The following is a 15393-nucleotide window of genomic DNA, read 5'->3' on the forward strand; positions in this document are numbered from 1 at the left end:
TTTGAGTTGATCCAAACTCTGTGAACACCACAAAACACTGTGGGAGCTGGCTTGCCAGCGATGGCCGCACCTCGGTCCTAGAGCGGAGCCAACTCGACTTCAGCTTCGGCCGCTTTCGCCACCTTCAACTGGCGCATCTGCTCGCAACCCCACAACACCCGCTCCGGCGTCGCCGGTGCGTCGATTTTCGGTTGATGCTTGTAATCACCGAGGCTCGCCACGGCGTCCTTGATCGCGCACCACGCGGCGATGCCGAGCATGAACGGCGGTTCGCCCACGGCCTTGGAATGGAACACCGTGTCTTCCGGGTTCTTGCGGTTTTCCACCAGCTTCACCCGCAGATCCAGCGGCATGTCGGCCACGGCCGGGATTTTGTAGCTGGCCGGGCCGTTGGTCATCAGCTTGCCTTTGTTGTTCCACACCAGTTCTTCCATGGTCAGCCAACCCATGCCCTGGATGAAACCGCCCTCGACCTGGCCAATGTCGATGGCCGGGTTCAGCGAGGCGCCGACGTCGTGGAGGATGTCGGTGCGCAGCATCTTGTATTCGCCGGTCAGGGTGTCGACCAGCACTTCGCAGCACGCCGCGCCAAAGGCGAAGTAGTAGAACGGACGACCGCGCGCCTGGCTGCGGTCGTAGTAGATTTTCGGGGTCTTGTAGAAGCCGGTGCTCGACAGCGACACCTGGGCGAAATACGCCTGCTGGATCAACGCTTCAAAGGTCAGGATGTGATCGCGAACCCGTACGTGGCCGTTGTGGAATTCGACGTCTTCTTCGGTGACTTTGTACTGACGCGCAGCAAATTCGACGAGGCGTTTTTTGATGATTTCTGCCGCGTTCTGCGCAGCCTTGCCGTTCAAGTCGGCACCGCTGGACGCTGCGGTTGGCGAGGTGTTTGGCACCTTGTCAGTGTTGGTCGCGGTGATCTGCACGCGGTCCATTTCCACCTGGAACACTTCGGCCACGACCTGCGCGACCTTGGTGTTCAGGCCCTGGCCCATTTCGGTGCCGCCATGGTTCAGGTGGATGCTGCCGTCGGTGTAAACGTGCACCAGTGCACCGGCCTGATTGAGGAAGCTTGCGGTGAAGGAAATGCCGAATTTTACCGGGGTCAGCGCCAGGCCTTTTTTCAGGATCGGGCTGTTGGCGTTGTAGCGACGGATCGCTTCGCGGCGCTCGGCGTACTGGCTGCTTTCTTCCAGTTCGGCGGTCATCTCTTCGAGCATGTTGTGCTCGACGGTCTGGTAGTAGTGGGTGACGTTGCGCTCGGTCTTGCCGTAGTAGTTGGCCTTGCGCACGGACAGCGGATCAAGGGCCAGATGGCGCGAGATGGCGTCCATCACTTCTTCGATGGCGACCATGCCTTGCGGGCCGCCGAAACCACGGTAGGCGGTGTTCGACGCGGTGTTGGTCTTGCAACGGTGACCGTTGATGGTCGCGTCGCCCAGGTAGTACGAGTTGTCGGAGTGGAACATCGCGCGGTCGACAATCGAGGCCGACAGGTCCGGCGAGCAACCGCAGTTGCCGGCCAATTCCAGGTTGATGCCGTGCAGACGACCGGTGCTGTCAAAGCCCACGTCGTACTCGACGTAGAACGGGTGACGCTTGCCGGTCATCAGCATGTCTTCGACGCGCGGCAGGCGCATCTTGGTCGGCTGGCCGGTGAGGTGCGCGATCACCGCGCACAAACAGGCCGGGCTCGCCGCCTGGGTTTCCTTGCCACCGAAACCACCGCCCATGCGGCGCATGTCGACGACGATCTTGTTCATCGACACGTCCAGCACTTCCGCCACCAACTTCTGCACTTCGGTGGGGTTCTGCGTGGAGCAGTAGACGATCATTCCGCCGTCTTCGGTCGGCATCACCGAAGAGATTTGCGTTTCCAGGTAGAAGTGCTCCTGGCCGCCGATGTGCAGCGTGCCCTGGATACGATGTTCGGCAGTCGCCAGCGCCGTGGCCGAATCGCCACGTTGATGGGTATGACTGTCGAGTACGAAGTGGCGCTTGCGCAGGGCTTCGACCACGTCCAGCACCGGCTCCAGATCTTCGTATTCGATGATCGCGGCCATGGCAGCCTTGCGTGCGGTTTCCAGGTCTTTCGCCGCGACGGCGATCACCGGTTGGCCGACGAATTCCACGGTGTCGATGGCCAGCAACGGATCGCCAGGCAGCAGCGGACCGATGTCTTTCAGGCCCGGTACGTCTTCGTGGGTGATGGCGATGCGCACGCCTTCGAAGGCGTAGCAGGGCGAGGTGTCGATGCTGATGATTTTCGCGTGGGCGCGGTCCGACAGGCGCGCATAAACGTGCAGTTGGTTCGGAAACTCCAGGCGGTCGTCGATGTACTGCGCTTCGCCGGACACATGCTTGGCGGCGCTGTCGTGCTTGACGCTGCGGCCGACACCGGTGGTCAGGTCCTTGGCGAACAGTTCAGCCAGTTCGGCCTGGGTCTTCTCTACGGCGTGATGATTAGACATAAGCGGTCACCCGAGTCTCGATGTGCGGTGTTTGCAGTTCGATGAAGTATTTGCGCAGCAGGTTTTGCGCGCTGAGCAGTCGATATTCCTTGCTGGCGCGGAAGTCCGAGAGCGGTGTGAAGTCTTCGGCCAAAGCGGCGCAGGCGCGTTCAATCGTGGCGTTGTTGAACGACGCACCGATCAGCGCGGTTTCGCAACTGTTGGCACGTTTCGGAATGGCCGCCATGCCGCCGAAGGCCACGCGGGCATCGGCGATCACGCCGTTGTCGAGGCGGATGTTGAAGGCTGCGCACACCGCAGAAATGTCATCGTCCAGACGCTTGGAAACTTTGTAGGCGCGGAACAACTGCTCGGCGCTGGCACGCGGCACGATGATCTTCTCGATGAACTCGCTTTCCTGACGCGCGGTCACGCGGTAATCGATGAAGTAGTCTTCCAGCGCCATGGTGCGGCGGGTTTCACCCTTGCACAGGACGATTTGCGCGCCGAGGGCGATCAGCAGCGGAGGCGAGTCACCGATTGGCGAGGCGTTACCGATGTTGCCGCCCAGGGTGCCCTGGTTGCGGATCTGCAAGGAGGCGAAGCGGTGCAGCAATTCACCGAAGTCCGGGTACTCGGCGTTCAAGGCCTCGTAGCAGTCGGAGAGGGCGGTCGCGGCGCCGATTTCCAGTCGATCGTCGAAGCGTTCAATGCGCTTCATCTCGGCGACGTTGCCGACGTAGATCATCACCGGCAGGGTGCGGTGGAACTGCGTGACTTCCAGCGCCAGGTCCGTACCGCCGGCCAGCAGGCGCGCCTGGGGATAAGCGTCGTAGAGATCAGCCAGATCGGCCACGGTCAGCGGCACCAGGCAACGCTTGTCACCGCTGTTCAGTTCCCCGATGTCGGTAGGCGCGATGGCTTTCAGGCGCGCAATGGTTTCGGCTTCACGGGCATCGAACTGATCCGGTTTTTTGCCGCGGCAGGACTGCTCGGCGGCTTCCAGGATCGGCCGGTAGCCGGTGCAACGGCAGAGGTTGCCGGCCAGCGCTTCGTGAGCCTTGGCATGATCCGGTGCATCGCTGTTCTTTTGCAGGGCAAACAGCGACATCACGAAACCGGGAGTGCAAAAGCCGCACTGCGAACCGTGGCATTCGACCATGGCTTTCTGCACGCTGTGCAGTTCGCCTTTGTGTTTGAGGTCTTCAACGCTGATGAGCTGTTTGCCGTGCAGTGACGAAACGAACGTCAGGCACGAGTTGAGGCTGCGATAGCGAATATGTTCGCGGCCCGAGTCATCCGTCTGCAACTCGCCGACCACCACGGTACACGCGCCACAGTCACCGCTGGCGCAGCCTTCTTTGGTGCCGGGTTTGCCCACATGGTCGCGCAGATAATTGAGCACGGTCAGGTTCGGGTCCAGGGCGTGCTCGCTACGGAGTTCCTGGTTTAGTAAAAACTGGATCACGGAAGGCCTCGCAGACTCATTATTGTTGTTAACCGATGTGACCGAATTTAGCAGGTCTGACTTTTCGGTCAATGATTTTCTGACTTAAAGGTCAGGAAAATGCATTTTGTCGACTAACAACCTGTTTCTTCATTATTGACCCTCGCGGGCTTGCCTGCTTTTTGCTTGAATCGTGCCAAAACCCCCGGTAGGGCTCTGCGCCATGACGTATCAATTGCGCTACACTGCGCCGCTTGTGCAGATCGAAGAGTTTGAAGGACAACCATGACGTTCAAGGCGCCGGACAGCCTCGCCGAGCAAATCGCTCATCACCTCGCCGAACGCATCATTCGCGGCGAAATGAAGCCCGGGGAGCGCATCCAGGAACAGAAGGTCACGCAGGCGCTCGACGTCAGCCGCGGTTCGGTCCGCGAGGCCTTGCTGATCCTTGAGCGTCGCCACCTGATTGCGATTCTGCCGCGACGTGGCGCCCATGTGACGGAACTCACCCCGCACAAGGTACAGAGCCTGTGCACGCTGATGAGCGAGATGTACATCCTGCTCGCCAACGCCGTGGCCACTGGCTGGAAAGTCCAGGCCGACCTGGCGCCGTTCGTGCAGATTCAGCAGCGCCTGACGGCCAGCTACGAGCGCCAGGACATCCATACCTTCGTCGACGACAGTTTCAGCGTGATGCGCGCCACGTATGGGTTCGCCAACAACCCGTATTTGCAGGAAACCGTCGAGAATCTGCAGCCGGCCATGAGCCGTGCCTATTTCCTTGCACTGGATCAGCGCAAGGCTTCGATGAGCGAGTACCTCGAACTGTTCGAACGCCTGCTCGCCGCCGTGATTGCCCGTGACTTTCCACAGATTCGCGAAGTGCTGACCGCCTATGGCCAGCGCAGCTGCGATCTGGTGATCTCCGCCCTGACGGACGCCTGATCTTGCGGCTCAAGTGCATCAAACTGGCGGGGTTCAAGTCCTTCGTCGATCCGACCACGGTGAACTTCCCCAGCAATATGGCGGCGGTGGTCGGGCCCAATGGTTGCGGCAAGTCGAACATCATCGATGCCGTGCGTTGGGTGATGGGCGAGAGCTCGGCCAAGAACCTGCGCGGCGAGTCGATGACCGACGTCATCTTCAACGGTTCGACCAGCCGCAAACCGGTGAGCCAGGCGAGCATCGAGCTGGTCTTCGATAACTCCGACGGCACCTTGCTCGGTGAATTTGCCGCTTATGCGGAAATTTCCATTCGCCGCAAAGTCACCCGCGACAGCCAGACCACTTATTACCTCAACGGCACCAAATGCCGTCGCCGTGACATCACCGACATCTTCCTCGGTACCGGTCTCGGCCCGCGCAGTTACTCGATCATCGAGCAGGGGATGATCTCCAAACTGATCGAGTCCAAACCGGAAGACCTGCGTAACTTCATCGAAGAAGCGGCGGGCATCTCCAAGTACAAGGAGCGTCGGCGCGAGACCGAAAACCGTATCCGCCGCACCCACGAAAACCTCGAACGCCTGACCGACCTGCGCGAAGAGCTTGAGCGTCAACTCGAACGCTTGCACCGCCAGGCCGAGGCCGCGAAGAAGTATCAGGAATACAAAGGCGAGGAGCGTCAGCTCAAGGCCCAGTTGTCGGCCCTGCGCTGGCAAGACCTGAACGATCAGGTCGGCCAGCGCGAAGCGATCATCGGCACCCAGGAAATCAGTTTCGAAGCCTTGGTGGCCGAGCAGCGCAACGCCGATGCCAGCATCGAACGCTTGCGCGACGGGCACCATGACCTGTCCGAGCGCTTCAATCTGGTGCAGGGGCGCTTCTATTCGGTCGGCGGCGACATCGCCCGGGTCGAGCAGAGCATCCAGCACGGCCAGCAGCGCTTGCGTCAGTTGCAGGACGATTTGAAAGAAGCCGAGCGTGCGCGCCTGGAAACCGAGTCGCACCTGGGCCACGACCGCACGTTGCTGCTGACCCTCGGCGAAGAGCTGGACATGCTCACGCCCGAGCAGGAAGTCACCAGCGCCGCCGCTGAAGAAGCGGCCGCCGCGCTGGAAGAATCAGAAACCACCATGCACGGCTGGCAGGAGCAGTGGGACACGTTCAACCTCACCGCCGCCGAGCCGCGTCGTCAGGCCGAAGTGCAGCAGTCGCGGATCCAGCAACTTGAAACCAGCATGGAGCGTCTGGCCGATCGTCAGAAGCGTCTCGGCGAAGAACGGACTTTGCTTTCGGCGGACCCGGAAGACGCGGCGATCATGGAGCTCAGCGAGCAGCTCGCTGAATCCGAGGCGACCCTTGAAGATTTGCAGACCAGTGAAGAGGCTCAGGTCGAAAAGCTTGAGCAACTGCGCCAGCAATTGCAGCAGACGCTGACGGCGCAGCAACAGGCTCAAGGCGATTTGCAGCGACTCAATGGGCGTCTGGCCTCGCTGGAAGCCCTGCAACAAGCCGCGCTCGATCCCGGCACCGGCACCGCAGAATGGTTGCGCGAACAAAACCTGGCGAATCGCCCGCGTCTGGCCGAAGGCCTGAAGGTTGAGGCCGGCTGGGAGCTGGCGGTGGAAACCGTGCTCGGCGCCGATCTGCAAGCGGTGCTGGTGGATGACTTCAACGATTTCGATCTGGCCGGGTTTGCCCAGGGCGATTTGCGTTTGCTGAGCCCCGCTGGCGATGGCGTGCGAGTGCCTGGCAGCCTGCTCGACAAGGTCGAGGCGAAGATCGATCTGTCGCCGTGGCTGGGCCAGGTCAAACCGGTGGAAAGCCTCGAGCAGGCATTGGCCCTGCGCGGTCAACTGGCCGTCGGTCAGAGCCTGATCAGTCGCGACGGTTACTGGGTCGGCCGGCATTTCCTGCGGGTGCGACGCGCCAGTGAAGCGGAAAGCGGCGTGCTGGCCCGGGGTCAGGAAATCCAGCAGCTGAGCCTTGAGCGCGAAGAGCGTGAAGCCGCCGTCGAAACCCTGGAAAGCCAATTGCAAAACCTGCGCGCGCAACAGCGTCAGCAGGAAAACGGTCGCGAGCATTTGCGTCGTTTGCTGCAAGACGAAGCGCGCCAGCAAGGTGAATTGAAAGCCCAGTTGTCGGCCGGCAAAGCCAAGGCCGAGCAATTGACCTTGCGCCGCACCCGTCTCGACGAAGAGCTCACCGAGCTGGACGAACAGCGCGCGCTGGAACACGAAAATATCGGCGAAGCGCGCCTGCAATTGCAGGAAGCCCTCGACAGCATGGCGCTGGACACCGAGCAACGTGAGTTGCTGCTGGCCCAGCGCGACAGTCTGCGCGAGCGCCTGGATCGGGTGCGTCAGGAGGCGCGGCAGCACAAGGATCACGCCCATCAACTGGCAGTGCGTTTGGGCTCGCTCAAGGCGCAGCACGATTCGACGCGTCAGGCGCTGGAGCGTCTGGAAATGCAGTCCGAACGCCTGACCGAAAAACGCGAGCAGTTGAGTCTCAATCTGGAAGAGGGCGAGGCGCCGCTGGAAGAACTGCGCCTGAAACTTGAAGAGCTTCTCGACAAACGCATGACCGTCGACGAAGAACTCAAGACCGCGCAAATCGCTCTGGAAGACGCCGACCGTGAACTGCGCGATGCCGAGAAACGCCGCAACCAGGCTGAGCAGCAATCGCAGCTGATCCGCGGTCAGCTCGAGCAGCAGCGAATGGAATGGCAGGCCCTGACCGTGCGCCGCAAGGCCTTGCAGGATCAGCTGCTGGAAGACGGCTACGATCTGCACGGCGTGCTCGCCACGCTGACCGCCGAGGCCAGCGAAAAAGCCGCCGAGGAAGAACTTGAGCGCATTGCCGCACGGATTGCGCGCCTCGGCGCGATCAACCTCGCGGCCATCGACGAATACCAGCAACAATCCGAGCGTAAACGTTATCTGGATGCGCAAAACGACGATCTGGTGGAAGCACTGGAGACGCTGGAAAACGTGATTCGCAAGATCGACAAGGAAACCCGTAACCGTTTCAAAGATACCTTTGATCAGATCAATGGCGGTTTACAGGCGCTTTTCCCAAAAGTTTTCGGTGGAGGCCGCGCCTATTTGGAACTGACGGGCGAAGATCTACTCGATACAGGGGTGACGATCATGGCGCAGCCGCCAGGAAAGAAGAACAGCACCATCCATTTGCTCTCCGGTGGCGAAAAAGCCCTGACCGCATTGGCACTGGTTTTTGCGATCTTCAAGTTGAACCCGGCGCCGTTCTGCATGCTCGATGAAGTTGACGCACCACTGGATGACGCTAACGTTGGACGCTACGCACGACTGGTCAAAGAGATGTCGCAGACGGTGCAGTTCATCTACATCACCCACAACAAGATCGCCATGGAAATGGCCGATCAACTGATGGGGGTGACGATGCACGAACCCGGTTGTTCGCGTCTGGTGGCAGTGGATGTCGAGGAGGCGATGGCGATGGTAGATGCCTGAGTCGGCATTTGTAGGAGAGGTATTTATAGTCTGTAGGACTTTTTTACTTGCTTCGACTTGCTGGCCAATCGACATATTCGCGTAAGCCGGGGCGGTAGACGGTGTAAAGTTGCCTTTGGTCGTGCTAGTTTAATGTCAATTTTTCGTATACGTGGGCAAAACGCCTGTCAGAACATAGAGTTGGCGCCACGTTTTAAAGCGGTTTGCAGGTTGTAAACCCCTTATTTTTCAGCATTTTTTATAGAGGCACGGGATTACATGGAAATCGGTCTGCGCGAGTGGCTGATCGTCATCGGCATTATTGTCATTGCCGGTATTCTTTTTGATGGCTGGCGCCGGATGCGCGGCGGCAAGGGAAAACTGAAATTCCGTCTTGATCGAAGTCTGTCCAACCTGCCGGACGAGGATACCAGCGCCGAGCTGTTGGGCCCGCCTCGCGTGCTGGATACGCATAAAGAGCCGCAACTGGACGAGCATGATCTGCCGTCTGTTAGCATGCCGGCACGCGAGCCTCGTGAGTCGGGCAAGCGCGGCAAACGTGGCCATGGCGAACCTTCCCAAGGCGACATGAACCTCAGCCTGGATCTGGACGGTGGCCCGAGCTTCAGCAGCCGCGACGGCGATTTCGACGAAGATGCCAAGCCTTCGCCAGCGGTCAACGACAAGGATCAGCCACAGGCCGAAGAAGTGCTGGTGATCAGCGTGATCTGCCGCGACGCGGCCGGCTTCAAAGGCCCGGCGTTGTTGCAGAACATTCTGGAAAGCGGTCTGCGTTTTGGCGAGATGGACATTTTCCACCGTCACGAAAGCATGGCGGGTAACGGCGAAGTCCTGTTCTCCATGGCCAACGCGGTCAAGCCGGGTGTTTTCGATCTGGACGACATCGACCACTTCAGCACGCCGGCCGTGAGCTTCTTCCTCGGTCTGCCAGGTCCGCGTCATCCGAAGCAAGCCTTCGACGTGATGGTTGCCGCAGCGCGCAAACTGTCGCAAGAGCTGAACGGCGAACTGAAGGACGACCAGCGCAGCGTACTGACCGCCCAAACGATCGAGCATTACCGTCAGCGCATCGTTGAGTTCGAGCGTCGTGCACTGACCCAGAAGCGCTAAGATCAAACGATCGCAGCCTCGTTGCACTCGACAGCTCCTACAGTAATCGCGAGCTGTGTAGGAGCTGTGTAGGAGCTGTCGAGTGCAACGAGGCTGCGATCTTTTGACTTCGATGAAATGTGAAACAGGAGCAGCCTCGGCTGCTCTTTTGCTTTATGAGAGAACACCCATGACTGCCGCCAAAAACCGCATTCTAGAGCTGCGCGCCGAGCTGGATCAGCACAACTATCGCTATCACGTGCTGGACGAGCCGAGCATTCCCGACGCCGAGTACGATCGGTTGTTCCACGAGCTCAAGGCGCTTGAAGCCGCCAATCCCGAACTGATCACCAGCGATTCCCCGACCCAGCGAGTGGGCAGCGCGGCGTTGTCGGCGTTCACCCAGGTGCGTCACGAAGTGCCGATGCTCAGCCTCGGCAACGCCTTCGAAGAAACCGACATGCGCGAGTTCGATCGCCGGGTGACCGAGGGCCTGGATCTGCCGGTCGGCGATCTGTTCGGTGGTGGCGCGGCGGTGGAGTACAGCTGCGAGCCGAAGCTCGATGGCCTGGCGGTCAGCTTGTTGTATCAGGATGGCGTGCTGGTGCGCGGCGCCACGCGCGGCGATGGCACCACCGGTGAAGACATCAGCGTCAACGTGCGCACCGTGCGCAACATCCCGCTCAAGTTGCACGGCACGGGTTGGCCGGCGACGCTGGAAGTGCGCGGTGAAGTGTTCATGTCCAAGGCCGGTTTCGAGCGGCTCAACGCCACGCAACTGGAAGTCGGCGGCAAGACCTTCGCCAATCCGCGCAACGCAGCGGCGGGCAGCTTGCGGCAACTGGACTCGAAGATCACCGCCAACCGGCCGCTGGAGTTTTGCTGCTACGGCATCGGCCAGATTTCGGCGGACATTGCCAATACGCACATCGGCAACTTGCAACAGCTCAAGGCCTGGGGCATGCCGATCAGCCATGAGTTGAAACTGGCCAAGGGTATCGATGAGTGCCTGGATTACTACCGTGACATCGGCGAACGCCGCAATGCGCTCCCGTACGAAATCGACGGCGTGGTGTTCAAGGTCAACAGCATCGCCTCACAGCGAGAGCTGGGTTTCCGTGCCCGCGAGCCGCGCTGGGCCATCGCCCATAAATTCCCGGCCATGGAAGAACTTACCGAGCTGCTCGACGTGGAATTCCAGGTCGGCCGCACCGGTGCGGTCACGCCTGTAGCGCGCCTGAAACCGGTGAAGGTTGCCGGTGTCACCGTGGCCAATGCCACGCTGCACAACATGGATGAAGTCGCGCGTTTGGGGCTGATGATCGGCGACACGGTGATCATTCGCCGTGCCGGCGACGTGATTCCGCAAGTGGTGCAAGTGGTTCTGGAGCGTCGTCCGGAAGATGCACGTCCCGTGCAGATCCCGGAGCAGTGCCCGGTTTGTGGCTCCCACGTCGAGCGCACGCAACTGGTCAAGCGCAGCAAGGGCCGCGAGACGGTCAGCGAAGGCGCGGTCTACCGCTGCGTCGGGCGTCTGGCCTGCGGTGCGCAACTGAAGCAGGCGATCATTCACTTCGTGTCGCGCCGTGCGATGGACATCGAAGGTTTGGGCGACAAGAGTGTCGAGCAGTTGGTGGATGAAGGACTGGTGAGTTCGCCGGCCGATCTCTATGCACTCAAGTTCGACGACATCGTCGATCTGGAAGGTTTTGCCGAGGTGTCGAGCAATAAGCTGCTCAGCGCCATCGAAGACAGCAAGAAGCCTGGGCTGGCGCGATTCATCTACGCGCTGGGGATTCCCGATGTCGGCGAAGAGACGGCCAAGGTGCTGGCGCGGTCGCTGGGTTCGCTCGAGCGGGTACAGCAAGCATTGCCGCAAGTACTGACGTACTTGCCGGATGTCGGCCTGGAAGTGGCTCACGAGATTCACAGCTTCTTTGAAGATGCGCATAATCAGAAAGTGATCGCCGATCTGCTCAAGCATGGTTTGCAGATTCAGGATCAGGGCGACTTGGGTGCCGAGTTTGCCGCGAGCACGACGTTGGGCGGTTTCCTCGACAAGCTGCACATCCCTTCGGTCGGGCCGGGCGGGGCGCAGAAACTGGCTGAGAAGTTCGGTTCGCTGCAAGGGGTCATCAGCGCTGACTGGCTGGACATGCGTCAGGCGCTGCCAGAGAAGCAGGCCAATTCGGTTCGTGAGTTTTTTGCGGTCGAGGAAAATCGCGTGCTCGCCGAAGCTGCAGAAAAGCAACTCGCCGATTTCGGCATGCACTGGCAGAGCGAGAAGAAAGTCGTCGAAGGTTTGCCGCTGGCTGGACAGACCTGGGTGCTCACCGGTTCGCTGGAGCTGATGAGTCGCGATGTGGCCAAGGAAAAACTTGAGAGCCTCGGCGCCAAAGTTGCGGGCTCTGTGTCGGCCAAGACCCATTGCGTGGTGGCGGGGCCGGGAGCTGGGTCGAAGTTGACCAAGGCCAATGAGTTGGGGTTGAAGGTGTTGGATGAAGAGGCGTTTTTGGTGTTTCTAAAGGAGCACGACATTTCGGTTTGACGCAAAAAAGATCGCAGCCTTCGGCAGCTCCTACAGGAGAGCGCGTTTCTCTGTAGGAGCTGCCGAAGGCAGCGATCTTTTGATTTTGGCCGTTTGAATCACGGGAACGATCTTCATCGGAGAATGATCTAGTCTTGGCAAGCCCCAGGGAGAGATCGCCATGTACCGTTTCTTCGAACAGCTCAGCTCGCGCATCGCCGCGCCCTTCATGGGCGAAAGTTCGCGCAACAGCAAGGTCTGGCCCTGTCGTTGCGGGCAGTCGCTATTCTTTCGCAACAGTCAGTGCCTGGCCTGTTCGGCGGCATTGGGCTATCAGCCGGAGCAGAGCCGCCTGACCTCGCTGCAACCGGGTGTGCAGGCAGGCACCTGGTTACTTGATGTCGATCCAGAGGCGGGCCTGTTTCGCCGCTGCGCCAATCTTGATTCCCCGGCGGCCTGTAACTGGTTGCTGCCCGCCAATGATCGTGACGTCTTGTGCATTGCCTGTAGCCTGAATCGCACCATCCCCGATCTATCGATAGGGGAAAATCATGAGCGCTGGCGCAAGGTGGAAACCGCCAAGCGGCGCCTGGTTGCGCAACTGGTCAGCCTGGGTTTACAGGTGATCCCCAAAACCGTCGACGAAGACGCTGGCCTGGCCTTCGATTTCATCGGCGTCGACCTCGAAGGCAAACCGCCCACCACCGGCCATGCCAACGGCTTGATCACGCTCGATATCAAAGAAGCCGACGACGCGCACCGCGAACAGGTGCGCGTGCAAATGCATGAACCCTATCGCACGTTGCTCGGGCATTTCCGTCACGAAGTCGGGCACTATTACTGGGATCGCTTGATCGCCAACAGTGATTGGCTGGACGCGTTTCGCGGTCTGTTCGGCGACGAGCGCGCCAGTTACGCCGAGGCCCTTGATCGGCATTATCAACAGGGCGCACCGCTTGATTGGCAGCAACAGTACGTCAGCGCCTACGCCACCATGCACCCGTGGGAAGACTGGGCCGAAACCTGGGCGCACTACCTGCACATGATGGACGCGGTGGACACCGCGCTCGGGTTTGGCATGAGTGCCCGGGAAATGGATTTCGACTACCAGCCGTTTCCATTGGAAACCCTCTACGATTCTCGGCATCCCGGTGGTGCGGCGTTTCTGTCGTTCGTCAACGCCTGGATCGAATTGGCCGGCATGCTCAATGAGTTGTCACGCAGCATGGGGCAACCGGATTTTTATCCCTTTGTGTTGCCGCCGGCGGTGATCGCCAAGCTGCACTTTATTCACCTGGTCATCCAGCGCGAGGGCGGCAGGGCGGATGAGGTGCTTCAGGCGCAATAGCAAGTGCTTGAACGCCTTCATATTTTTAATCGGTCTGAACGGTTGTAACTTCGTCTCAGACAGGTACAATGGCGCGGCTCGCCGTCAGGTGAGCGTCGTTATGGTGACCCCATCGGTCCCCCCGCAACGATTACCCGTGAACCTGGTCAGAGCCGGAAGGCAGCAGCCACAGCGGGAACATTGTGTGCCGGGGTGTGGCTGGTGGGGTTGCCTCCTATCTCTAAGTCCTTGAACTCTCAAGGCTTTTTCAGTTAAAAACTCGAAGTGTGACAGCGTTTAGGTACGCCTAAGTGGTGCACTGTGCTTTGATTTTACCTGCCAAAATCCCTCGCTCCAAGCTCCGAGTCTGATTGCAATCGTGGTCAACGTTGGCCTAACTGCTACGGCTACGCATGTCATGCTTTCATCTGCCTGAGGGATGGTAATCCTTTCTATGGCTTGTGCCCTGTCGCTGGATGTCTCAAGATAGTGGCATAGTGCTCTGGTTTCGACCTGCAGCTGGCGTCAGTCTGAATATCAAGGAAGGAGAAAGCGATGACATACACCGCCTCGATTCAACGTAGTGACCCTACAGCCTTTTTGTTTCTTGTGGATCAATCCGGTTCCATGGGGGACAAAATGGCAGGGGAGAGAACGAAGGCTCAGTTTGTTGCTGATGTCCTGAACCGGACTCTAATGAATCTCGTTACTCGCTGTACTAAATCAGAAGGTGTGCGTGATTACTTTGACATCGGTGTCCTTGGTTATGGGCATACTGGCGTCTCGAATGGTTTTTCTGGAGCATTGGGTGGCCAAATTCTTCATCCGATCTCCGCAATTGAGTCCAACCCTCTACTGATTGAAGATCGTACCAAGAAGGTTCCAGATGGAGCTGGTGGCTTGGTAGAGCAGACCGTTAAGTTCCCAGTATGGTTTCAGCCGGTGAGTAACGGGGGCACCCCGATGCGTGCAGCGTTAACCAGTGCTGCTGAAGCTTTGGTAGCGTGGTGCGATCAGCATCCGAACAGCTATCCACCAACTGTTTTGCATGTCACGGATGGTGAGTCAACGGATGGTAATCCTGAAGAACTCGCTACTATGCTTAGGCAAATAGGTACTAATGACGGGCAAGTACTGCTTTTAAATATCCACGTTAGTGCTAATGACTCAAGCCCTGTCAAGTTTCCGGCTTCCGAAAATGGATTGCCTGACCCCTATGCTAAGCTTCTTTTTAGTATGTCGAGTAACCTTCCAGAGCATTTAGTTAAGTTTGCGCAAGAGAAGGGGTATTCTGTAAATTCCGAATCTCGTGGATTTGTGTTTAATGCGGATGCTGCCGAAATTGTTGAGTTTTTCGATATTGGAACTCGTGCCTCGCAACTTCGGTGAGTTTAATGTTCGTAGACTTCGCTGCATCTGTCGCAAAAGATAGCGACGCTGAGTATCTGAATGAGGATAGCTACCTTTTTAGTCTTGATGGAAGGGTGGCTAGCCTTAGTGATGGGGCTTCTGAGTCATTTGATAGTAAGTCTTGGGCAGCGATACTTTGTAGTATGTCGTGCGCTGGCTTGGGCGTTTCTCCAGAATCCATTTCTCAAGCCGTCAAAGAATATGCCACTATTTATGATCCTTCAACATTGTCTTGGTCAAAGTATATGGCTTTTGAGCGAGGCAATTTTGCGACTTTGTTGTCATGTGAGTACAACAAGGAACGTTCCGAAGTGGAGTTTGTCGCGGTTGGGGACTCTGTAGTAATTATTTGTGAGAATAATGAGGTCACTAGGCGATTTCCGCTTGATGATCCTGAGCAGTTTAACGAGCGTCCGGAGTTGCTGAGCACTCGAAATGAACTAAATGGGTTTCTGAGTGATCCTTTCTTTAATACTAAGCATGTTTTGGTTTCACCGGTAAACTCTCAGACGGCTGTACTTTTGATGACGGATGCAATCGGCCATTGGTGCTACAAAGCCATAGCTGAGGGGCGAGAAGAGTGGCGCCTGTTACTTTCTATCGATTCAGTTTTGGAATTCAACGAATTTGTATTGGAGTCCCGGAAGGATAAACTAATGAACATAGATGATACTACTTTGGTCCGTTTGAGATTCTAAGGT

Annotated in this window: 9 protein-coding genes and 1 other RNA gene; 8 read left to right on the forward strand and 2 right to left on the reverse strand. The window is 58.5% G+C overall.

Translation table 11 applies throughout. The features are described 5' to 3' along the window. Positions 1-77: 77 nt before the first annotated feature. On the reverse strand, positions 78-2477 hold the full coding sequence (gene xdhB / locus ACM110_RS18200) for a xanthine dehydrogenase molybdopterin binding subunit (RefSeq protein WP_416128854.1): 2400 nt from the start codon (positions 2475-2477) through the stop codon (positions 78-80). After that, a complete protein-coding gene (xdhA, locus tag ACM110_RS18205) occupies positions 2470-3924 on the reverse strand; it encodes a xanthine dehydrogenase small subunit (RefSeq protein WP_416128855.1) in 1455 nt (484 codons plus the stop codon). Before xdhA ends, xdhB begins: the two co-directional genes overlap by 8 nt. A gap of 264 nt (positions 3925-4188) precedes the next feature. Between xdhA and ACM110_RS18210 the strand changes: the two genes are divergently transcribed. The 8 genes from ACM110_RS18210 to ACM110_RS18245 all read left to right on the forward strand — a co-directional run bounded on the left by ACM110_RS18210 (position 4189) and on the right by ACM110_RS18245 (position 15390). After that, complete coding sequence (locus ACM110_RS18210) at positions 4189-4848, forward strand: GntR family transcriptional regulator (protein ID WP_416128856.1); 660 nt, start codon at positions 4189-4191, stop codon at positions 4846-4848. Between the two features lie 2 nt (positions 4849-4850). Continuing rightward, positions 4851-8339: a chromosome segregation protein SMC gene (smc, locus tag ACM110_RS18215; RefSeq protein ID WP_416128857.1), complete on the forward strand. Its 3489-nt coding sequence runs from the start codon at positions 4851-4853 to the stop codon at positions 8337-8339. 258 nt (positions 8340-8597) lie between these two features. Then, on the forward strand, positions 8598-9449 hold the full coding sequence (zipA, locus tag ACM110_RS18220) for a cell division protein ZipA (protein ID WP_416128858.1): 852 nt from the start codon (positions 8598-8600) through the stop codon (positions 9447-9449). A 169-nt stretch (positions 9450-9618) separates the two neighbouring features. Next, positions 9619-11976, forward strand: coding sequence for an NAD-dependent DNA ligase LigA (ligA, locus tag ACM110_RS18225; RefSeq protein ID WP_416128859.1), 2358 nt, complete (start codon positions 9619-9621; stop codon positions 11974-11976). 160 nt (positions 11977-12136) lie between these two features. Beyond that, positions 12137-13303 carry a putative zinc-binding metallopeptidase gene (locus tag ACM110_RS18230; RefSeq protein WP_416128860.1) on the forward strand — a complete coding sequence of 389 codons (1167 nt, stop codon included), beginning with the start codon at positions 12137-12139 and terminating at the stop codon, positions 13301-13303. A gap of 110 nt (positions 13304-13413) precedes the next feature. Beyond that, positions 13414-13510, forward strand: an RNA gene (ffs, locus tag ACM110_RS18235) — signal recognition particle sRNA small type. Between the two features lie 327 nt (positions 13511-13837). Then, positions 13838-14671 carry a VWA domain-containing protein gene (locus ACM110_RS18240; protein WP_416128861.1) on the forward strand — a complete coding sequence of 278 codons (834 nt, stop codon included), beginning with the start codon at positions 13838-13840 and terminating at the stop codon, positions 14669-14671. Between the two features lie 5 nt (positions 14672-14676). After that, a complete protein-coding gene (locus ACM110_RS18245) occupies positions 14677-15390 on the forward strand; it encodes a hypothetical protein (RefSeq protein ID WP_416128862.1) in 714 nt (237 codons plus the stop codon). Positions 15391-15393 lie beyond the last annotated feature (3 nt).

The sequence above is a fragment of the Pseudomonas sp. NFX98 genome (assembly GCF_047784845.1).
Taxonomy (GTDB): domain Bacteria; phylum Pseudomonadota; class Gammaproteobacteria; order Pseudomonadales; family Pseudomonadaceae; genus Aquipseudomonas.

What these genes read in the sequence shown, in the direction of transcription:
- xdhB (WP_416128854.1), bottom strand. Translation starts at nt 2,477, where the DNA reads ATGTCTAATCATCACGCCGTAGAGAAGACCCAGGCCGAACTGGCTGAA.
- ACM110_RS18210 (WP_416128856.1), top strand. Translation starts at nt 4,189, where the DNA reads ATGACGTTCAAGGCGCCGGACAGCCTCGCCGAGCAAATCGCTCATCAC.
- zipA (WP_416128858.1), top strand. Translation starts at nt 8,598, where the DNA reads ATGGAAATCGGTCTGCGCGAGTGGCTGATCGTCATCGGCATTATTGTC.
- ligA (WP_416128859.1), top strand. Translation starts at nt 9,619, where the DNA reads ATGACTGCCGCCAAAAACCGCATTCTAGAGCTGCGCGCCGAGCTGGAT.
- ACM110_RS18230 (WP_416128860.1), top strand. Translation starts at nt 12,137, where the DNA reads ATGTACCGTTTCTTCGAACAGCTCAGCTCGCGCATCGCCGCGCCCTTC.
- ACM110_RS18240 (WP_416128861.1), top strand. Translation starts at nt 13,838, where the DNA reads ATGACATACACCGCCTCGATTCAACGTAGTGACCCTACAGCCTTTTTG.
- ACM110_RS18245 (WP_416128862.1), top strand. Translation starts at nt 14,677, where the DNA reads ATGTTCGTAGACTTCGCTGCATCTGTCGCAAAAGATAGCGACGCTGAG.